Origin of the sequence: Salinicoccus cyprini, from assembly GCF_007713705.1 — a bacterium.
In the GTDB taxonomy this organism is placed as follows: domain Bacteria; phylum Bacillota; class Bacilli; order Staphylococcales; family Salinicoccaceae; genus Salinicoccus; species Salinicoccus cyprini.
This window is the reverse complement of sequence record NZ_VMSJ01000001.1, coordinates 309,904-330,191: the sequence shown is the minus strand read 5'-3', so window position 1 is coordinate 330,191 and position 20,288 is coordinate 309,904. Positions and strand designations below refer to the sequence as shown.

Sequence of the window (20,288 nt, the reverse complement as noted above, 5' to 3'; positions counted from 1 at the left end):
CTCAGCAAAATAAGAAACCCGACTCCTTAACTGGAATCGGGTTTCATCTGCATCATCGTTTACTGCTTAATATTTATAGGATTGTCCACCATCGATCGGAATCGTTGCACCATTGATGAACTGGGATTCCTGACTGAGCAGGAAGGATACGAGGGCAGCGACTTCTTCTGGTCTGCCGAAGCGTTTCATCGGATTGACGCTGACGAATTCCTTGCCGGCTTCCTCCCAGTTGTCGCCGCCTATCTGACGCAGTGATCCTTCGACCATGGCTGTCATGATGGCACCCGGTGCGATGGCATTGATGCTGATACCGAATTCACCATACTCCACTGCGGAGTTGCGTGTCAGACCGACGACACCGTGCTTGCTTGCTGCATAGCCGGACTGGTTGCCGACACCGCGGATGCCCCCGACGGATGCAGTGTTGACGATGGATCCTGAGCCCTGCTTCTTCATCACTTCAAGTACGTACTTCATACCATAGAATACGCCGTTCAGGTTGATGCCGACGACTTTGCCGAATTCGTCACTGCCATAGTTCTCTGTCAGATTCTGTTTGCCTTCGATACCGGCATTGTTGAAAAATCCATCAATGCGTCCGAAATCGGATACCGTCTGGTCGACATAAGTTTTCACTGCCGCTTCATCGGAAACATCAGCGGTGATCATCAGCACTTCTGCATCGGATACACTATCCTTGATGATTTTCTGTGTCTCTTCCAGTGTTTCTGCATTCAGATCGACAAGTGACAGTTTTGCGCCTTCTTTGGCTGCCTGGATGGCAGCCGCCTGTCCAAGTCCACTTGCTCCGCCAGTAATCAGAATAACCTTGTCCTGCAATCTTCCCATTGTATGACCTCCTATAGTTGTGTAACCGTATTCAAACAGTTTCAACTACTACGTTAGGGCAAAAGTTACAAAAAGTAAACTGATTGGCACTTGTTACAATCTAGTGTAGATTGGTAATAAGAAGAATATCAAATAAACACATAGAGGTGGATGATCCATGCTGGAACTAAATACTTTCTCCATTACAGCCAGATGTCCGAAAACGGGGCAACTGGGTGTGGCTGTCTCAACAAAACTGCCGGCTGTCGGTATGCTGGTCCCATTTGTAAAGGCTGGAACGGGTGCGATTGCGACACAGTCATTTGTCAATCCGTATATCGGTATCAGGGGGCTTCGGTACCTCGGCTCCGGGATGACTGCTGCGGAAGCGAAGAACAAAATCATTTCTGAAGAACAGGACTTGGAGTACAGGCAGTTTGCGATTGTGGATGCCGATGGTAATACTGCTGCTTTCTCGGGTGATGAATGTGAAGGCTATTACAACCACTTGGAAGGGGACGGCTTTGTTGTTGCCGGCAATATGCTCGTAAATGAAAAGACGCTCACCGACATGCAGCGGACGTTTGTCATCCATTCCGACCTGGAATTATCGGAAAGACTGCTTCGTGCACTGCAGGCAGGTCAGAAAGCAGGCGGAGACAAACGCGGCAAGCAGTCTGCGGCACTCAAAGTCTACGATACGGAGGACTACCCGCTTGTGGATCTCCGTGTGGATGAGCATGAGGATCCGGTAGCGGAACTGACGCGTGTGTATGAAGTGGCAAAAGAACAGCTTCTGCCTTTCATCCCGGACATGCCGAAGAAACATAATTTCAAGTAGTATAGCAAAATATGTACTGGACGACTCGCCACCATTTCCATGGTGGCTTTTATTTTTCCTTCTATATAAATGCACTTTACATCTATATTTGCCTTCTATTCTGAAATATTCAAACTTTCGCCTTAAGATCTTCTCCTCATCCTTGACAGACGATTGGGAAAGTTATAGATTAAACTTAATTGGAAATGAGAATCATTTTCAATTAAGTTTCAGATGCTACATATCACAAGGCGGACAACAGTTAGAGGGCAGTTTTCGCCCCATTATAGAACGGAAAGGAAGAATAGAATGCACACATTTGGTAAACGACCATTTCTCCCCCTACTTATCGCTGCGTTGATTTTCGTATTCATTGTCGGTTGCTCCAACCAGGAAGAGGCAGCCTCCACTGAGGAAGCAGGCAGTGGCAGCGCATCAAATGAAGAAAGTACTGAAGAAAGCACAGAGGCATCATCTGAGGAAAGTGCGAGCTATCCAATCACGGTTGAACATGCATTCGGCGAAACAGTGATCGAAGAAAAGCCTGAGCGTGTTGCGACCATCCAATGGGGCAACCAGGATGTTGCGCTTGCTCTGGGTGTCGAGCCTGTCGGTTTCTCCGCAGCGAACTTCGGCGTGCAGGATGACAGCGGTCTCCTCCCTTGGACGAAGGAGAAGCTCGATGAACTCGGTGTGGAAGACCCCAATGTCTTCCAGGATACGGACGGTCTTGATTTTGAAGCCATCTCCGATTCCAATCCGGATGTCATCCTTGCAGCCTACTCCGGCATTACACAAGAAGACTACGACCTGCTGAGTGAAATTGCACCGGTTGTTGCATATCCTGAAGCGGCATGGGCAACATCTTGGCGTGAACAGGTGACGATGAATGCCAAAGGCATGGGCATGGAGGCAGAAGGCCAGCAGCTGATTGAAGATACTGAGGCTATGGTTCAGGAAAAAGTTGCAGAATATCCGCAGATTGAAGGCAAGCAGGTCGTCTGGACGAACTTCTCTGCAGATGATCTGTCCCAGATGCACATCTACACACCTGCTGATTCAAGAGTGAAATTCCTCGAGGAACTCGGCATGACAGTCCCTGAAAGTGTCACTGACATGATTGAAGATCCGGAAAGCTACTCACTCAACTTGAGCAGTGAAAATGCACAGGCGCTATACGATGCAGACATCCTCGTCGGATACGGCAACCAGGAACTGCTTGAAACATTGCAGGCGGACCCGCTGCTCGGTGAGATTCCAGCGATCGAACGTGGTTCTGTCGTCTTCATCGAAAGTGATTCTCCAATTGTAGCTGCCGGCACACCAACACCCCTTTCAACCTCATACACCATCGATGAGTATCTGCAGATGATTGGTGACGCAGTTGACAAGGCGGCCGAGTAGCGCCCTCCCACTGATACGAAAACAGAAGACACATGTTCCCGCACTCCTGATCAGATGGTCATTGATATTTTCCATCCTGCTTGTCCTCTCCTCCGCCGCTTCGCTGGCATTCGGCTCGCGCATGGTCGGCATGGACGGATTGGTGGATGGCCTGTTCAATCCATCGGTGGAAACATATGAAGCAAATATCGTCAGAAAAAGAATCGCAAGAACAGTGTTCGCCCTGCTATGTGGGGCGGCACTTGGCGTTTCCGGGGCGTTGATGCAGTCAGTGACCCGCAATCCGATTGCCGACCCGAGCATACTCGGCGTCAATACGGGCGCCTCACTTTTCATCGTCTCCGGCATTGCATATTTCAACATCAGCAGTGCAGCGAGCTACATGTGGTTTGCTTTGGCAGGAGCAATCATCACTGCTGTTTTCGTATTCGGTATCGGATCACTCGGGAAAAATGGCGCAACGCCTCTGAAACTTGTGCTGGCAGGTGCGGCGACAAGTGCCGCGCTGTCTTCCCTGGTGACGGCAGTCATGATTCCCCGCTCACACGTCATGGACCAGTTCCGCTTCTGGCAGGTCGGCAGCGTCGGATCGGGCAGCTGGGATAACATCGTATTGTTCTCCCCGTTCCTCTTGTTCGGCATCATCATCGCAGTGATCTGCTCTGCTGCACTGAATGCAATGGCACTCGGGGATGAAGCGGCGAAAGGACTCGGTGTGCGCACCGGCCTGATTCGGCTCGTTTCGTCACTCGGGGCAGTGATACTGTGTGGTGCGGCAACTGCACTGGCCGGACCGATCGGATTCATCGGACTGCTGTCGACACACCTTGTCAGGCTGATTTTGGGACCGGACCTCAGAATGGTCATTCCCGGAGCTGCGCTGCTCGGCGGTGTCATATTGACCGCCTCCGATGTGATCGGCAGAATACTCGGCAGTCCGGGCGAGCTTGAAGTCGGCGTGGTCACTGCATTTGTCGGTGCGCCATTGCTTATTGCGCTCGCCATCCGCTCGAAAGTAGGTTCATTATGACACACGACACCATTACACTGATCAAAGTAGGCAGACGAAAGCGACAGCGCCGCTGGCTGATTGTCACCGGGCTGCTCACGATCATGACGCTGGCACTTTCGATGATGATGCTCATGCTCGGCAACACCATCCACCCTGTCGGTGAAGTCATCCGGGCATTGTTTGGTGAATCCATCGAGGGTGTATCGTTTACAGTAACAACGCTGCGACTCCCGAGAATGCTTGCCGCCATACTCGTCGGATTTGCATTCGGCATCGCTGGTGATGTATTCCAGACGATGCTGCGCAACCCGCTCGCCAATCCGAATGTACTCGGCGTCACTACCGGTGCCAGCATGGCGGCGGTATTCTGCATTGTCATACTGGGGGCGAACAACTCCGTAATCTCTACGGCATCCATCATCGGCGGACTTGCCACAGTCATCGTCATGTATGTATTATCAAGAGGAAAGTCATTCTCGATCGGCAAGCTGATCCTGATCGGCATCGGCATCCAGGCCATGCTGAATGCAGCGATCTCCTACATGATGCTGATCAGTGCAGAACAGGATATTCCATCGGTACTCAGATGGCTGAACGGCAGCCTGAACGGCGTGACCATGTCGGCGATCCCGCCGATTGCGATTGCGGTCGCCATTCTCGTCCCGCTCATCCTGCTCTTTAGCAGAAGTCTCAGCATGCTTGAGCTCGGCGAACAGATGGCGACGACACTCGGTGTCAGAACAGATTTAACGAGAGTCATCCTGATACTCGGTTCAGTGGCCATGATTTCCATTGCCACCTCCATTACTGGTCCGATCGCCTTCATATCGTTCCTCGCAGGACCGATCGCAAAACGGCTCGCAGGACCAGGATTTTCAAGCCTTCTGCCGGCGGGGCTCGTCGGTATCGTGCTCGTACTGGCTAGCGATCTTGTCGGCCAGTTCGCCTTTGCGACAAGATATCCGGTAGGCGTCATCACCGGCATCATCGGCGCCCCCTACCTGATCTACCTGCTTATAAGAATGAATCAAAAAGGAGAATTATAATGCCAGAACATATATATAGAGCCAATGGCCTTGTCGCCGGCTATGAAAATAAACCGATTCTTCACGATATCAGTCTTGAGATTCCGAGCAATAAGATCAGCGTCATCATCGCCGCCAATGCCTCCGGCAAATCGACATTGCTAAAAACGATGGCCAGGCTGATCAAGCCGTCGCAGGGCGCACTTGAACTCGATGGCAGGCCGGTATCGAAGATACCACCGAAGAAGTTCGCGCAAGTACTCGGCATGCTGCCCCAGTCACCGATCGTGCCTGAAGGCATCAAAGTATCGGACCTCGTCGGCCGTGGCCGATTCCCCCACCAGTCCATGTTCGGCGGCTGGTCGAAGGCAGACTATGAGGCCGTCGCAGATGCGATGGAGGCGATGAACATCACGGAACTCGCAGACCGCAGCATCGACGAACTCTCAGGCGGACAGAGGCAGCGCGTCTGGATTGCCATGGCACTCGCCCAGCAGACCGATATCCTGTTCCTCGACGAGCCGACGACATTTCTCGATATCACCTACCAGATCGAGATTCTCGACCTGCTGATGGACTTCAACAAGATTCACGGTACAACCATCGTCATGGTGCTGCACGACATCAACCTGTCGGCACGCTACGCCGATCACATCTTTGCGATGCAAAAAGGTAGACTGGTTGCGGAAGGTGCACCGGACGATGTCATTACATCCGACCTCATCAAGCAGGTCTTCGAACTCGAATCCGTCGTCGTCGAAGATCCGATCTCAAGCACACCATCCGTCGTTCCAGTCGGCAGACACCATACGAGAAGTGCCGTGATGGTGTAGAAAATTTTCATACCATATATTATAAGAGCGGACATCCAAGGCTAGGATATCCGCTCTTATTTTGCTACTCCAGATAGTCGCTCCGGATCATGCCGTAAAGTGCCGAATCGCATATCCCCTGATTGTTCACATCAGACCCACGCGTCGTTCCTTCATACAGCAGACCGCACTTCTCCATCACTTTGCCGGAACCGGTGTTTCTGACATCATACTTCGACTCGATGCGGTTTACACCCACTTCATCGAAGAAGAAGCCGATGAGATGACGGAACGCCTCCGTCGTATATCCTTTGCCCCACCAAGACCGGCCGATGCAGTAGCCGATATGGACCATGCCGACCGAATCATCATGATCCACCACGCTGATGGTTCCGATGGGGGTTTCCATGCCTTCCGGCACAATGCCCCATTGGTAGAAATCCTTCCTGTCATACTGGGAGATCCAGTACTTCAGGCTCAGTCTTGTGACATCCATCGACTGGTGTGCCGGCCATGTCAGATACTTCGTCACCGCGGGATCCGATGCCCAGTTGCCGTACATTGCTTCCGCATCTTCAATCAGAAGTGGTCGGAGTAGCAGGCGGTCGGTCTTCATGGTTTTTGTACCAAGGTGTTTCATGAGCATCTCTCCTTCAGTTTGTTAAGAGCATTATACCGATTCTGAAGCTTTAATGTAATAAAAAACAGGCCTTTCGGCCTGCCCTATTCAAAATGCGCGTTCTTGTATTCCATTTCTTCTTTCGGTGACATCAATCCGGTCGCTTGGCCGACACTGCCGTTGCGTTCGTTCCAGATGACATTATGTACTTCGACGGCATTGGAGAAATCCCCATTCATCCATGCTTTCAATGTCTCCATGTAGAATGCCCTATACTCATAATCGGATGTCTTCGCTGTTTCGTATTTCTGCTTCAGCCGTTCGTCGGTGATCTCCAGATGGCCCCACTTTTGTGCTGCCTCGACTTTCTGATGGGTCATATGGTGGATGCTGTCTGCAAACATCTTCTCACTCGGTATGCCTGTGCTGGTTGCCTCGTCTGATACTTCAAACTCCTCCTCGGATGCTTTTAATGAATCCAGTTCTTTGGAGTCTGTATCGCCTTGTGAAGTTTCATCAGAATCATTTCCAGCGGCTTCTGATGAAAACAGATTCTGTGCGTTGTCTGAGAACATCAGCACGATGACACCTGCCGCAATCAGGCCGATGACAAATATGGATGATAGCCCCCACATGATGATTCTGGTCGATTTTTGCAAAATAAAACGTCCTCTCCTGATGTATAGTAATATAATGAACTAAATCCATATAATGGTTTTTATTTTACCATCATTCATTATTACTATGAAACCCCATCAGAAAAGAACGGTTCTAATTTCTAATATTCCACACGACTCATCGTACGTGTAATGTTCTCGAACTTCGTGTATCTCCATTTCAATGCTGTGATGACTGCAAATAGTACCAGTCCGAGAGCGATGACCACAATCAGGTAGATGAGTGCATCACTTGTTGCCAGTGCGGCTTCGAAATCGAAGACGGCTTCGCGCATGGCGGTCACAACGTAGCTCATCGGAAGTAGCGAGTGCAAGTACTGGTAGAGCGGCCCGGTCGTCTGGATCGGAAATGTGCTCGCACTGGAAGATATCTGCAGTATCAGAAATACAATGGCGATGAATTTACCCACGTTGCCGAGCAGTGCCACCAGTACACTGATAAACATCATGGCAGCCAGGTTCCAGAGTACAAGAATCCATAGAAACATCGAGAGGTTTTCGATTTCGAGGTGAAAACCGAATATCAGTACAGCACTGAGCAGCAGTGACGTGACCAGTGTCTGGGTCAGTATCAGCAGCAGTTTGCTGACTGTCATATGCATGAAGCTTCTGTAGTGTTCAGCAGCACGGTTGATTGGATACAGGACACTGAAAGCGACACTGCCGAGAAACAGGCTGACAGAAATGATGAATGGTGCAAATGTCTGTCCGTAGTTGCCGATGTGCGTCAGTTCGGATTCCACCACTTCCACTGGATCTGTGATGGAGGATGCATTTTCCTCATTCAGTGACAGCGCTTCGAGCTGCGCATTGCCGTCTGCCACTTCTTCGATCATCTGTGTCAGGGAATCATCAAGCTCATTCAGACCGTTTGTGACAGAAGTGTTGCCCTGAGCCAGTTCATCTGTGCCGGAAGTCACACCATTGCCGAGGTCTTCTATCCCCGTCTGGACGGACTGGTTGCCTGAAATCAGTTCAGATACGCCTGCCTGCATGGCGGCAACCGGCTGGGCCAGCTGTGGTGGCACCTGATTTTCGTACCCGGTCAGGTTTTCATCCAGTGTGTTCAATCCATCCGTCACCTGCTGGTTGCCTGCTGCAAGGTCTGATGTGGACGTATCGACTGTCGAGCCGATATCTTCAATGCCGGTTTGGACTTCTTCAGTACCCGCTATAAGCTCATCGACACCCGACTGCATTTCTGTCAGTGCATCAATCAGTTCATTATTGCTTGTTCTGATATCATCGAGGGTTTCAAGCAGATTTTCAGTATAGAGACGTGTAATCGACTGGCCGATCTCATCCTTTATTGCCGTCCCTGCCTGGCCGCCCATGACAGATCCGAGATAGTTGTACCCTGGATTGGTCTCTATTTCGATGCCCACCTTCTTCGGTGATGCATCCAGAAGTGTTGCAGCGTCGCTCGAGGCAGTTTCCGGAATGACAACAACCGCGTACGATTCGCCTTGCTCCAGTGACTGGTCGGCGGCTTCCCGGTCTGCCATCTGCCAGTCGAAGTCATCGTTTTCTTCCAGTGCTGCTTCAATATCTGCACCAAGATTGATATCTTCTCCGTTCACAGTGGCCCCTTCATCATGGTTGACCACCTGTATCGTCAATTCATCCGTATTGGAATACGGATCCCACATCGATCCAAGAAATATCGAGGTATAGATGGCAGGAATTGTCGCTATTGCCAGTAGTGAAATAATCAGTATGGGTCTTTTCATCAGATGCCTGAAATCTTCGAACATTGCTTTTCCTCTTTCCAAAGTTTAATATGTTAACAAACACCGTGTTCATTATTCTACTCGGTACAGCTTATAATTCAATCATCAATAATTAGCAGATAGTTGCTTATTCAACACATGATACCCAACTGTCGCTTATATGGAAAGAAGAGAAAAGTTATGATGAATGATAAAAAAGACCTGAGAACTATAAAGACGAAGCGTGCCATCGATGCCGCTTTTACGAAACTGATCCGTGAAAAGGGATTTGAAGCGATGACCATCAAGGATATCGCAGAGGAGGCACTAATCAACCGGGGCACCTTCTACAAGCACTACCTGGATAAATATGATCTGCTCGAGTCATATGAAAACACCCTGCTCCAGGGACTTGCTGAAATTCTGACACGCAATATTGAAGACGAACAGCCGCTCGGCATCGGCATGCCAAAGAAGATTGCCACTGAAACATTCCGCTATGTCGATGACAATGCCGATAAGATCATCACCCTGTTCAACAACCATGGCGGCAACCAGTTCGAATACAAGGTGCGGACGTACATGTTCGACTACTACCAGACCCACAGCCACCAGCTCATTGATGAAAGCAGACTCCGTGTCGACAGGGAGTATCTGATTGCCTACATTACGAACGCCCACGTTGGTCTCATCCGGACATGGCTGGAAAATGGCAGAAGGGAATCTAGTGAAGTACTTGCTGATGTACTTGAAACACTGACCGTCAAAGGCCCTTTCTATGCTGCCGGCCTGATCGATTAGAAAAAGGAGCCGGATTCGGCTCCTTCATTTATAGCAGTTAAGCGGTTGTACGCTTGTGGCTCGTGCGGGTTCTCCGTGTAGTGGTCCGCTCATCCTCCGGGTTGCCAAGCGTCTGTTTCAAGTATTCAGGCACCTGGGTATACGTAATGATCCGATCCAGCGTCTTTCTGAACATATAGTTCTGCTCATCCGTAATTCTGTAGATGGCAATGCTCATATTTCTTTTCTCCAACACTGTAGTGAATGGTTTATTCCGCTTCTCCTCACGGCTCACCTTCTTTTCGAACGGTTTGCTGAAATGCCGCTTCAGACGTCTCGCAATATTGGTACTATGTCCGACATAGAAAAGATCCGATCCTTTGAAGATCAGATAGACACCGGTCAGTGCCTCCTCTTCCGACAGATTGAAAGCCTTCTGGACCTTCTCGTCCAGGTCCTTGTGGTCGACTGCCCTTCTGCCATCATTGGTTTTAAGAATGGAAGGGGAAATCTGTTTGGATTCGATCCCCTTTTTCCAGATGCGGTTCGCATCCTTGCCGAACGCTTTCATGATACCGTCGAGCTGCTTATTCATATTACGTAGTTGCCTTGCCATTTATAATCACCTCACTGCTACTATTCCCCAAAATCATAGAATGATACATTTCACTTCCAATTGGGAAATATATGAAGAACGCATTCATGAATTGACACTTCCTATGATAGAATAAAAATGTAATATTCAATCATATCGCATACATAAAATGGAGGAAATAATGAAGAAACTAATAGTATCTACAGTTCTGGCAGGCAGTATGCTGCTTAGCGGTTGTACAATGTGGGACGACACTGTCACCAACTTCAAGTCCAATACGGAAGGCCTCGATCGCAAGATTACCGTCTACAGCCAGACCGGTGAAGTCATTGCGGAGTACGAAGGTAAGAATGTACGGACCGAAGTCAATGACGGCGGACAGCTGATCATCAATCTGAATGGCAAGCGCGTCCAGGTGCTGAATGCCAATGTCATCATTGAAGAGAATACAGCAGAATAAGATTAATACCTACAGGTGCAATTGCCGATTTCGGCGGTTGCACCTTTCCTGTATTCGATAACATGCGATAAACATATGATAATATTTCCGTTTATTGTTACAATTCAGAAAAGGAGATGATTACATTGAATATCAAACAACGGACACAACGTCTGAAATCGTTTATGAAAGACAATGCCATTGACGTCGCTCTCATTTCAAATTTCGAAAACCAGTTCTACTTCAGCGGATTGAAAGCCATCCTCTACTCAAGACCCATCCTTCTGGTTATCGAGAAAGATCAGGAAAGCCTGATCATCCCGGCACTTGAAGAGGAACATGCCAAGGAAAAGACAAATGCAGATCATCTGTATATTTATAACGAAGTGGAAAACAGAACAGGTGGCCGTTCCTATCTTGAGCAGGTCGATACTGTCCTGTCGAAGCTTGAAAAAGGCAGTACGGTCGGCATTGAATATAACGCCCTACCGACGGATATCACACTGAAACTGATGGAAAGTGGATTCGATATCCGCAACATCCAGGATGAAGTTGCGACAATGCGTGCAGTGAAAAGTGACGAGGAGATCGAAGCGATGCGCCATTCCGGAAGACTGGTCAGCAATGCACTTGAAAAGACGATTACAAATACAAAGATTGGCATGTCTGAACTTGAAATCGACTACTACGGTAATGAATACCTGTTCAAGGAAGTGCCGAAGCATTTTCCGAACTCCACACTCGACTATTTCGTCATGTCCCCTTCCGGTGTGGAACGGACGAATATGCCACACGTCTTCTCCAATACCAGACAGCTCGAAAACAAGGATATCATCATCCATAGCCGGCAAGTAGGTCTGAACGGCTATCGCGCAGAATGCGAACGTACATACTTCGTCGGGGAGCCCACGCCAAGACAGCGGGAAACATTTGAAGTCATGGTACAGGCCCAGCAGGCGGCGCTCAATTTCATCAAAGTGGGTGTCACGGCAAGAGAAGTGAACCAGCAGGCACTGGATGTCATCAAAAAGGCGGGGCTTGAGGAGTATGTCGTCCATAGGACCGGTCATGGCATCGGCGTCGGCTTCCACGAAGAACCATCACTCCGGTTCGATAACGACCTTGTCCTTGAACCCGGCATGGTATTCTGTATTGAACCCGGCATCTACATTCCAGGTGTCGGCGGCTTCAGACATTCGGATACAGTGGTGCTCACAGAATCAGGCACAGAAGTCATTACGGACTATCCAAGAGATCTTGATTCATTGGTCATCAAGTAGCATGAACACAATCCGCATCAAGCAGATGTACTGATCGACACCAAGCAGTCTCACTCCCTTGCATCCAATCGTTTAACAAATAGCTTCAGGGGTATTTAACTATTAAATCAGATAAGCACTAGTAGACATTGGAGGCGTAATATATGGGAAGAATAGAATCATTCGCAAGTGAGACGGATCTGCTTGGCAGAATAGAGCACCTGAAACTTAATGGCACGCGGGAAGATCAGATGACTGTAATCTCCCGGGAGAGCCTCGAGGGCACGAAGCTCGAGTATCTGGAAGTGAACAAGAAAAGTACTGAAGCGGACACCTGGGACAGGATTGTTGCCTGGTTTGCTGATGAGGACCCTGAACAGCAGGTGATGAACAGCATGCAGCTGTCGCCAAAGGAGCAGGAGGAGTACAAGTCTGCACTGATGGATGGCAAACTGCTGCTGCACATCGATGAGCGGACAGGTGCTGTAGATGAGAATCCAAGAACCACAGGCAGCAGCTATACCTACAGGGATGAGGACACCCATACAGCAGATCACACAACAGCGGATCTCACTGCCGACAGGTCTTCATCATCTGCGGAAGAGACAATGCCGCTTCATGAAGAGAGATTGAATATCGATAAGCGGAATGTCAAAGTCGGCGAAGTCGGCATCGATAAGCATGTGGTGACTGAACTTCAGGAATTCGACGTGCCGGTCGATCGTGAAGAGGTGACTGTGGACAGACTGCCGGTTGAAGGCGCACCGACACTGGAAGCATACAGCAGGGATGATTCAGATGACGAAGATGGTGTCATGCGCATTCCGCTTACTGAGGAACGGGTACGCATCATCAAAGAGCGGGTCGTCACGGAAGAGATCGTCGTCCGCAAGAAGATTGTTACCGGTAAAGAGCACATTACAGAAGAAGTCCGCCGTGAAGAAGTGGATATTACAGAGACGGATGACAGCTCCATGCACTACGATGACCGGAGAAGATAGATTCTGAATATTAAAGGGCAGTGCCAATTCATCTGGCACTGCCCTCTTTCAATTGATCGACCTATATTTTCGAGTCTGGATACCTGGAAATCTCTCCAAGCGCAATGTCCGAGCCGAATAGATCATTTTCATCCACTGCTACATTTCCAAGTGATATGATGCCGACAAGACGGTCTTTTTCAACAATCGGCAGACGCCGGACCTGATGCACTGCCATCAGGTTCGCCACTTCTCTGCAAAGGCTAACCATTGGAGCAGCAACCATAAAAGCACCCGAACCTTCATGGTCCGGGTGCTGGTAAACCTAGTCTTCTTCGTCCTCGTCGCTTTCTGTTTCATCTTCACTTTCATTATCTTCCGTTTCTTCTGCATCACCTTCACTTTCTTCCACTCCGGCGCCACCCGAATCCGGATTGAGTTCGACATCCTCCTCGGAGCATGCAGAGAGTGCGAAAATGAATACAGGTATCATCATGAATCTCAGTATTTTGGACATTACATTCACCTCTCGTCGTAAAAACACTCTGATATGAAATGTACCCGTCCCATATCCATATAAACACCCGAATCAGCTGATCCGGGTATCCAAGACTCTCTTTCGGCTTTAATGAAGGACATTCTAGTCTTCTTCACTGCCTGCATCGGTCTCTTCCATTTCTTCCTCTGCTTCTTCTTCTTCCACTTCCGTCTCGTCCACTTCGACAGTTTCTCCATTGCATGCTGCGAGTGCAATCGCAAACAGCGGTACCATCATGAACTTCATTTTTCTGGACATCGTGCTCCCCCCTCGTTATAGCTGCTTTTGTTTAGAAATACCCTGAATTCTTACGAATAAACCCCCGGCCACAGGACGTGACGAGGGGGATATGAAAGGTTCCGTTATAGTATCAGGCTGCTGCCTTCAGCTTGTTGGCTATGACTTCGAGGATGATGGCAACAATCAGAATCATGTAGGTGATGGCTCCGACTTCATTCATATCGTAGTAGAATCCACTCGACATGAACAGCTCATATCCAATGCCGCCGGCGCCTGCTGCTGCGCCCATTGCGACGGCAACGCCGAAGTTGATTTCAAACCTCAGGAATGTCCAGGCGATGAGGAAGGACTTCGTCTGCGGAATCACCACGTGGAACAGGATGTGGGTATAGCTGGATCCCGTCGCTCTAAGCGCCTCGATCTTGCCTTCATCTATCTCCTCGAATGCTTCCGAGTAGGCCTTGACCAGATAGGCGATGGAGTGGAAGACCATGCCGATGACGGCTGCGACGGAACCGAGTCCGGCCGCAATCGCAAATATGAGTACCCACAGCACTGTCGGTACGGCTCTGACAACGGTGATGAATGCCTTGATGGTATTGCTGAGCCACGGCTTCGACAGGTTCATCGCAGTACCGAATGCCAAGAATAGCGACAGGACGGCACCAAGCACTGTGGACAGGAATGCCAGCGACAGTGTCACGATGACCTGCCATACTGCATTGCCGAAAGTAGTCTGGTTGAACTGCGGCGAAAGGAACATATCCTTGATGTTCTCGATGGTTCCTGTAATCGCCGGCCAGAGTTCGAGCCCCTTATAGTCCATCATGAAAAATCCGGCGATAGTGAAAAGCACGGTTGCGATGAGTAGAATGCGGAATCGCATCTGACCCTTGTTCGGGCGGCTGATCTTGATGTTGCCTTTACTGTTGCGGTCGACGTATGTGCTCATTACAGGATTTCCCTCCTTATCCAGTTGGAGACGACTTCAATGGCAAGCACCGCAACGACAATCGCAAGCGTGATGAGCGATACCATCTCATAGTTCAGCTGCTTGTAGTAGAGGTCGAACAGATAGCCGATGCCCGTACCGGTCAGGAGTCCAACGAGTGTGGCACTTCTGATGTTCGTCTCGATCATGAAAAGGACCCAGCTGAACATCTGCGGCATGCTTTCCGGGATGACAGCTTTCGAGATGACTTGCGGATATGTCGCGCCGGTCGCCTTCAGTGCTTCGACCGTATCTCCGGAAGTTTCGTCGATGGTTTCGATGAATGCCCGGACGAGGAATCCGAATGTGCCGAAAAACAGCGCCAGAAATCCGGTCGCTGCATTCGTACCGAAGCTGAGTACCAGGATGAGCGCCCAGGCGACAACCGGAATGTTACGGCTGATGGATGCCACGAGCTTTGCGAAGTACATCAGAAACCCATTGACGCTCGTACGTTTCGATCCGACAATCGCAAAGAGCATCGCAAAGAATGCTGCGGTTGTCGTCGATACGATCGAGATGAGGACCGTTTCCCAGAGCAGACGCAGAACAGTCGGCAGACGGCTCAATGTACTGCCGCTGAAATACATGTTGGCAAACAGCCACTGCAGTGCCGCCGGTACCGATACGAGACCGTCGATATGGTTGTAGTTCGTGATGGTGCCGGTCACGACGATCAGAGCAAGCAGAATAAGACCCGCAATGAAGAGCCGCATATGCTTCTTTCTTATAATATTGATATCACTTGCGTGAATTGAACTTGTTTTTTCCATCCGTATCTCACCTATTCCACAATCAGCTCATCGAGTTTCGAGCCGTATATGCGATTGATTGATTCAGCGGTAATTGCCTCTGGCGCATCATTGAAGACGATGCTGCCATCGTTCAGTCCGATGATCCGGTCCGAATACTGCTTTGCGACATCCAGCTGGTGCAGATTGACGATGATCGTGATGTCCCGCTCGCGTGAGATGCGTCTCAAATACTCCATGATGATCTTGGAGGAGTTCGGGTCGAGTGAGGCGATCGGTTCATCACACAGGATGATCTTCGGATCCTGGATCAGGGCACGGGCGATGCCGACACGTTGCTTCTGTCCCCCACTCAGTTCATCACAGCGCTTGTAGATCTGCTCCTCGATGCCAAGTTCCGAAATGATTTCGACAGCCTTCTCCTTCTCCGCTTCCGAGTACATGGAGAAGATGCCCTGCAGGCTGCTCTTATAGCCGAGGCGGCCATGCAGTACATTTTCAAAGACACTCAGGCGATCGACAAGGTTGTAGTGCTGGAAGATCATGCCGATGTCCGTACGCATATTGCGAAGCGATCTGCCCTTCATGTTGAGCGTATCCTTATCCTGGAAACGGATGCTGCCACTATTCGGTTCGATCATGCGGTTGATGATCCTGAGCAGTGTGGATTTTCCGGCACCTGAAGGACCGATGATGGAAAGCACTTCACCTTTTCGGATATCGAAAGAGATATCTTTAAGTACTTTCTTATTTGCTGAATACGACTTGTCGATGTTGCTGATCTCCATGATGACCGGTTTGTTTCTGTCGGCCTGTCTGGTGTCATCCGCCTTTTCCTCGGGAAATGGAAAGACGACTTCCTGCGTCTTCTTCCCGGTCGTCTGCTCCGGTCTGGTCAGCGTTTCTACGTTCATCTGTTACCCTCCAAAATAAAGAAGAGAGGCGTGCCCCCCTTCAAAAGTTTTATTATTGTCCAAGCTCTCTGATTGGATCGAACCATGCGTCGTCAACGTGTACAAACTGCTCATCCGCTGTTTTTGAGAACAGGCCGTTCGCTTCGGAATCTTCCGGCAGGAAGATGTCTTCGTTGTTTGCCACTTCTTCAGCTGTGAATGCTTCCGTGATGGCTGTAATCGTTTCTTCGTCCACTGTATTGCCGTTGGCGATGAATGGTGCATTCAGAACTGGTGTTGCAGACAGGATACCGAACTCTTCGCCAGCAAGATCCTCAAAAGGTGCTTCTGCATTTTCAGCGACTGTGTAGATGGAACCTGGCGCATTTGCTTCGCCTTCTGAAAGTTCAACGTAGTTGGCAACACAGCTGTCACAGAATGCTGCGACATCCGCTTTTCCTGTAAGCAGGTTGACTGCTGAACCCTGGTGCGTGTTGCCGAACATTACTTCTCCGAAAAGTGTGCCGCTTTCAGCAAGCTGGTCGATTTCAAGGTTTTCATAGCCTTCCTTTTCGCTGAAGTGGCTGACAAGTGTTGTTCCTGGTACTTTGAAACCGGAAGTGGAGCTTGTCGATACGAATGAGAAGTTCTTGCCTTCAAAATTGTCCAGACCGTATTCGCCTTCAGCAGTTTCATATTCACTCATGTTTTCAGGCGTTGTTGCGAACCAGCTGTGGTAGAGGGCATCTTCTTCCGTACCACTTGGGCCGGAAGCAACAGCGATCGGTGTCAATGCGTCATTTCTTTCTTTTGCCTGTATGTATCCTTCAGCACCGGTGAAGGCAATATCTGCATTGTCGTTGACCAGACTTTCGATTGCGATTGCGTAGTCGGTAGTCAGTTCATGTTCAACTTCGCGGCCTGTCGCTTCCTCGATGATGCCGCCGATTGCGTCACGTGCGCCGGAGAGTTCATTACCGGATTCATTCGGGTACCAGACCATCGTCAGCGGTTCTTCGCTTGATGCGTTTGCTTCTCCTTCGCTGCTTTCACTATTACATGCGGAAAGGACCAGAGTAAGTGATGCCAGACCTACTAACCATTTTTTCATCAATTGACAACTCCTAAGTTTTATTTTCATATCCATTTAACCTGATTCATTTCACTTGGTAAACATGATTTACATACTATTAACACAACTTTGCACAACGTTAATCAAACAGATCATCCATTAACAAATCCTTATCGATTCCAACATTGACTTTATCCCCGAAATCGCCATGATAGTCTGATCCGCCGGTGGAAAATAAATGATGCTTCCGGCACAGTTCGGCCACTCTTCCAATGTCTGCTTCATCATGATCCGGATGGTACTGCTCGATGCCGTCAAGCTGATCAGCCGTTTCCTCGATCAGGTCATAGCTGTCGAGCTGGCCGGGATGGGCGATGACCGCCTGACCACCGTCCGCCCGGATGGCGCGGAGGGCATCATGGATATCGATATACCGGATATCGCCAGAAGCCGCGCCCTGTCCCTTGAACAGGCTGCGGTACAGTGCCTTGTATGCATCAGAAGTATAATGTGCGTCTGTAATGTCCGCCATGATGTGCTGCTTGTAGATCGACTGGCCGGGCTCGAGTCTCCCTCTTATGCGCTTTGGATCGACATCGAAGCCGGCTGCTCTGATCTGCTCGATCTGCCATACGGAATGAGCATCCCTGCGCTCGAGCAGTGGCCTGCACAGCTCGTGGATATGCGGTGCATCCAGATCATAGTTGTAGCCGAGCACATGCACCTTGCGGTCCCGTTTGAAATCATATGCAGAGATCTCGATGCCGGGAATGAGCGCGATGCCAAGCTGTCTGGCATATGGCAGTGCCTTCTTAAAAGTGCCGGTCATATCATGATCGACGAAGCTCAGTATGCGGACATCATTCCGGACCGCCTGATCAAGCACCGCCTGGTAAGTATCCGAGCCGTCGGACAGGCTGCTGTGGACGTGCAGATCGACCTTCATGCCAGTGCATGCCTCATTTCCTGATTCGTCATGTCATAGACGGAATCACACAGTCCTTCCATGAATTCGAGATCATGGAAGATGCCGACCAGTGTCGTGCCCTCCGCTTTCAGTTTGGCAATGGCTTCGCGCACCTTCACTTTCGATGCATTGTCGAGGGAGGCGGTCGGTTCATCGAGCAGCAGCAGCCTCGGTGCCTTGACGGTCGCCCGTGCAATATTGAGCCTCAGCTTCTCCCCGCCACTGAATGTATTCGGATAGTTGTTCCATAGCGATTCCGGAATATCATAATGTTCAAGTGCGGCTTTCGCCTGTGCTTGCGCTTCGACGTGACCGACACCCATTTCAAGCAGAGACTGGGTGACGAGTTCGAGGCTTGTTGTTCTCGGCATGACCTTCAGGAACTGGGAAACATAGCCGATCTCTGTCTTTCTCAAGTGGATCAGTGCATGATCGCCGATCTCCATGATGTCGATTGGGCCATGATCTCTCGAATCATAGAGGATTCTGCCTGTATCGGGACGGTATGTGCCGTAGATGCTTTTCAGAATCGTCGACTTGCCGCTGCCGCTTCTGCCGACGATGCCGAGGAACCCGCCCTTTGCCACATCAAGGTTGATGCCGCTGATGGCTTCCCGTGTCTGGCCGAGGTGGTGGATGGTGAATGATTTCGATAGATTTTCAACACGCAGCATGGTTACGCCTCCTCGTCGATTCTGTAGTGGTACTGCGAAATGATCGCCCCGTCCACAATGCATTCGGTGATGACCGGATAGTCATTGTGGAACTGGATGACATTCAGATCCGCCTTCTTGCCGATGGCAACCGATCCGATTTCGTGGTCCATATGGACGGCTTTCGCCGGATTGATGGTGATCAGCTTCATCGCGTCTTCAAGCGGGTGATTGTATTCCCTGTGCAGCTTGTAGATGGAATGGAGCATCGCTGCCGGATAATAGTCGCTGCACAGTATGGAGATGCAGCCGGCTTCGATTGCGTCCTTGGCGTTCAGATTGCCGGAATGGGACCCGCCGAGCATGATGTTCGGTGCACCAGCCATCGTATGCTGGCCTTTTGCATGTGCATACTTCGCCACTTCCATCGTGATCGGGAACTCGCTGATTGTCGTGCCGATGGTTTCATTGAAGTCGATGCGTTCCGTCCGGTCATCATCATGTGAGGCCACAGCGATATTGCTGGCGAGAGCGAGGTCCGCGACTTCCTTCATCTCGTCATAGCCGATCTGCGCATAGCCCGCCTTCTCGACGATCTTCTGCTCGATTTCCGTATCACTCATATTCTGATAGCTTTTCATCGTATCGCGGTAGATGGACAGGTTTCTGTACTGCCCCTGCCCCGGAGTATGATCCATGAAGCTGAGCAGATGGACATTCCCGTCTTTGATGTGCTGCTTCAGTATCGGCAGCATATCGATCGCATCGAGTTCGAAGCGGGTATGCAGCCGGTGCCGGATCAGGTGCTTCTCGTGATGCGTGCGGGCGATGGCCTGGATCAGCTTTTCCACATTGCGGGGTTCGCGGATCGGCTTATGCCCGAACAGATCCTCACGGTAGATGGACAGTGAATGGAACATGGTCGTTATGCCGTGTGAGCTCAATATGCGTTCCGATTCACGGATGCCCATGTTAACGTCCATCAGCGAGGTCGGCCGGGGTGCCACAATGCCTTCGATGTAGTCCGAATGGATGTCGATGAATCCAGGGGACACGTAGCCGCCCCTCGCATCGATCACTTCCGTGACCTCGGAGAGTGCCTCCTGAGATTCCGCCATCGGCACGATATCGACGATGTACGGTTCATCGATGATGACTGCCGAATTTTCAAGAATCTCGTCTTCTGTAATGATATTGCCGTTGATGATTGCCTTCATAAATAG

24 protein-coding genes are annotated in these 20,288 nt (G+C 50.1%); 9 read left to right on the top strand and 15 right to left on the bottom strand.

All coding sequences use genetic code 11. The features are described from left to right. Nucleotides 1-66: 66 nt before the first annotated feature. Nucleotides 67-849, bottom strand: a complete 783-nt coding sequence (locus FO441_RS01560) for a glucose 1-dehydrogenase (RefSeq protein ID WP_145284811.1) — start codon at nt 847-849, stop codon at nt 67-69. 157 nt (nt 850-1,006) lie between these two features. Here FO441_RS01560 and FO441_RS01555 point away from each other — a divergent pair, with 157 nt between their 5' ends. From FO441_RS01555 to FO441_RS01535, 5 genes are all read left to right on the top strand, one after another. Then, nucleotides 1,007-1,669 (top strand): DUF1028 domain-containing protein, encoded by a 663-nt coding sequence (locus FO441_RS01555; protein WP_145284809.1) that lies wholly within the window; start codon nt 1,007-1,009, stop codon nt 1,667-1,669. A 288-nt stretch (nt 1,670-1,957) separates the two neighbouring features. Further along, complete coding sequence (locus tag FO441_RS01550; RefSeq protein WP_145284807.1) at nt 1,958-3,052, top strand: iron-siderophore ABC transporter substrate-binding protein; 1,095 nt, start codon at nt 1,958-1,960, stop codon at nt 3,050-3,052. Nucleotides 3,053-3,098: 46 nt separating this feature from the next. Further along, a complete protein-coding gene (locus tag FO441_RS01545) occupies nt 3,099-4,082 on the top strand; it encodes a FecCD family ABC transporter permease (RefSeq protein ID WP_246095032.1) in 984 nt (327 codons plus the stop codon). Further along, nucleotides 4,079-5,110, top strand: coding sequence for a FecCD family ABC transporter permease (locus FO441_RS01540; protein WP_145284804.1), 1,032 nt, complete (start codon nt 4,079-4,081; stop codon nt 5,108-5,110). The genes FO441_RS01545 and FO441_RS01540 overlap by 4 nt, the downstream gene beginning before the upstream one ends. Further along, the gene (locus FO441_RS01535) at nt 5,110-5,922 is read left to right on the top strand and encodes an ABC transporter ATP-binding protein (RefSeq protein ID WP_145284801.1); all 813 of its coding nucleotides are present in this window, start codon (nt 5,110-5,112) and stop codon (nt 5,920-5,922) included. The genes FO441_RS01540 and FO441_RS01535 overlap by 1 nt, the downstream gene beginning before the upstream one ends. Before the next feature lie 64 nt (nt 5,923-5,986). On the opposite strand, the gene FO441_RS01530 is transcribed toward FO441_RS01535, so the two are convergent. The 3 genes from FO441_RS01530 to FO441_RS01520 all read right to left on the bottom strand — a co-directional run bounded on the left by FO441_RS01530 (nt 5,987) and on the right by FO441_RS01520 (nt 8,951). Continuing rightward, entirely contained in the window at nt 5,987-6,541 is a 555-nt protein-coding gene (locus FO441_RS01530) for a GNAT family N-acetyltransferase (protein WP_145284798.1), read from the bottom strand. A gap of 83 nt (nt 6,542-6,624) precedes the next feature. Further along, on the bottom strand, nt 6,625-7,179 hold the full coding sequence (locus tag FO441_RS01525) for a DUF6241 domain-containing protein (RefSeq protein WP_145284796.1): 555 nt from the start codon (nt 7,177-7,179) through the stop codon (nt 6,625-6,627). A gap of 119 nt (nt 7,180-7,298) precedes the next feature. Continuing rightward, nucleotides 7,299-8,951 (bottom strand): YhgE/Pip family protein, encoded by a 1,653-nt coding sequence (locus tag FO441_RS01520; RefSeq protein WP_145284793.1) that lies wholly within the window; start codon nt 8,949-8,951, stop codon nt 7,299-7,301. A 159-nt stretch (nt 8,952-9,110) separates the two neighbouring features. On the opposite strand from FO441_RS01520, the gene FO441_RS01515 reads away from it, so the two are divergent. Then, nucleotides 9,111-9,707 (top strand): TetR/AcrR family transcriptional regulator, encoded by a 597-nt coding sequence (locus tag FO441_RS01515; RefSeq protein WP_186365441.1) that lies wholly within the window; start codon nt 9,111-9,113, stop codon nt 9,705-9,707. Nucleotides 9,708-9,744: 37 nt separating this feature from the next. On the opposite strand, the gene FO441_RS01510 is transcribed toward FO441_RS01515, so the two are convergent. Then, entirely contained in the window at nt 9,745-10,302 is a 558-nt protein-coding gene (locus FO441_RS01510) for a GIY-YIG nuclease family protein (RefSeq protein ID WP_145284787.1), read from the bottom strand. Nucleotides 10,303-10,462: 160 nt separating this feature from the next. Between FO441_RS01510 and FO441_RS01505 the strand changes: the two genes are divergently transcribed. From FO441_RS01505 to FO441_RS01495, 3 genes are all read left to right on the top strand, one after another. Next, nucleotides 10,463-10,741, top strand: a complete 279-nt coding sequence (locus FO441_RS01505; protein WP_145284785.1) for a DUF5052 family protein — start codon at nt 10,463-10,465, stop codon at nt 10,739-10,741. Nucleotides 10,742-10,866: 125 nt separating this feature from the next. After that, complete coding sequence (locus FO441_RS01500; protein WP_145284781.1) at nt 10,867-12,000, top strand: M24 family metallopeptidase; 1,134 nt, start codon at nt 10,867-10,869, stop codon at nt 11,998-12,000. Between the two features lie 143 nt (nt 12,001-12,143). Further along, the gene (locus tag FO441_RS01495; protein WP_145284778.1) at nt 12,144-12,980 is read left to right on the top strand and encodes a YsnF/AvaK domain-containing protein; all 837 of its coding nucleotides are present in this window, start codon (nt 12,144-12,146) and stop codon (nt 12,978-12,980) included. A 61-nt stretch (nt 12,981-13,041) separates the two neighbouring features. Here the strand turns inward: FO441_RS01495 and FO441_RS01490 are convergent, their stop codons facing one another. The 10 genes from FO441_RS01490 to phnM form a co-directional block, all read right to left on the bottom strand. Then, nucleotides 13,042-13,230: a CBS domain-containing protein gene (locus tag FO441_RS01490; RefSeq protein ID WP_281287268.1), complete on the bottom strand. Its 189-nt coding sequence runs from the start codon at nt 13,228-13,230 to the stop codon at nt 13,042-13,044. A 54-nt stretch (nt 13,231-13,284) separates the two neighbouring features. Continuing rightward, on the bottom strand, nt 13,285-13,476 hold the full coding sequence (locus FO441_RS01485) for a hypothetical protein (RefSeq protein WP_145284772.1): 192 nt from the start codon (nt 13,474-13,476) through the stop codon (nt 13,285-13,287). A 123-nt stretch (nt 13,477-13,599) separates the two neighbouring features. Then, nucleotides 13,600-13,755, bottom strand: a complete 156-nt coding sequence (locus FO441_RS12550) for a hypothetical protein (protein ID WP_186365439.1) — start codon at nt 13,753-13,755, stop codon at nt 13,600-13,602. A gap of 112 nt (nt 13,756-13,867) precedes the next feature. Continuing rightward, complete coding sequence (locus FO441_RS01480) at nt 13,868-14,689, bottom strand: PhnE/PtxC family ABC transporter permease (RefSeq protein WP_145284769.1); 822 nt, start codon at nt 14,687-14,689, stop codon at nt 13,868-13,870. Continuing rightward, entirely contained in the window at nt 14,689-15,501 is an 813-nt protein-coding gene (locus tag FO441_RS01475; protein ID WP_145284766.1) for a PhnE/PtxC family ABC transporter permease, read from the bottom strand. Before FO441_RS01475 ends, FO441_RS01480 begins: the two co-directional genes overlap by 1 nt. Nucleotides 15,502-15,512: 11 nt before the next feature. Beyond that, complete coding sequence (gene phnC, locus FO441_RS01470; protein WP_145284764.1) at nt 15,513-16,394, bottom strand: phosphonate ABC transporter ATP-binding protein; 882 nt, start codon at nt 16,392-16,394, stop codon at nt 15,513-15,515. A gap of 52 nt (nt 16,395-16,446) precedes the next feature. Further along, complete coding sequence (locus FO441_RS01465) at nt 16,447-17,484, bottom strand: PhnD/SsuA/transferrin family substrate-binding protein (RefSeq protein ID WP_145284761.1); 1,038 nt, start codon at nt 17,482-17,484, stop codon at nt 16,447-16,449. 100 nt (nt 17,485-17,584) lie between these two features. After that, nucleotides 17,585-18,391: a PHP domain-containing protein gene (locus FO441_RS01460; protein ID WP_145284759.1), complete on the bottom strand. Its 807-nt coding sequence runs from the start codon at nt 18,389-18,391 to the stop codon at nt 17,585-17,587. Beyond that, nucleotides 18,388-19,086 carry a phosphonate C-P lyase system protein PhnL gene (gene phnL, locus FO441_RS01455; protein ID WP_145284756.1) on the bottom strand — a complete coding sequence of 233 codons (699 nt, stop codon included), beginning with the start codon at nt 19,084-19,086 and terminating at the stop codon, nt 18,388-18,390. Before phnL ends, FO441_RS01460 begins: the two co-directional genes overlap by 4 nt. A 2-nt stretch (nt 19,087-19,088) precedes the next feature. After that, complete coding sequence (phnM, locus tag FO441_RS01450; RefSeq protein WP_145284753.1) at nt 19,089-20,282, bottom strand: phosphonate metabolism protein PhnM; 1,194 nt, start codon at nt 20,280-20,282, stop codon at nt 19,089-19,091. Nucleotides 20,283-20,288: the final 6 nt, after the last annotated feature.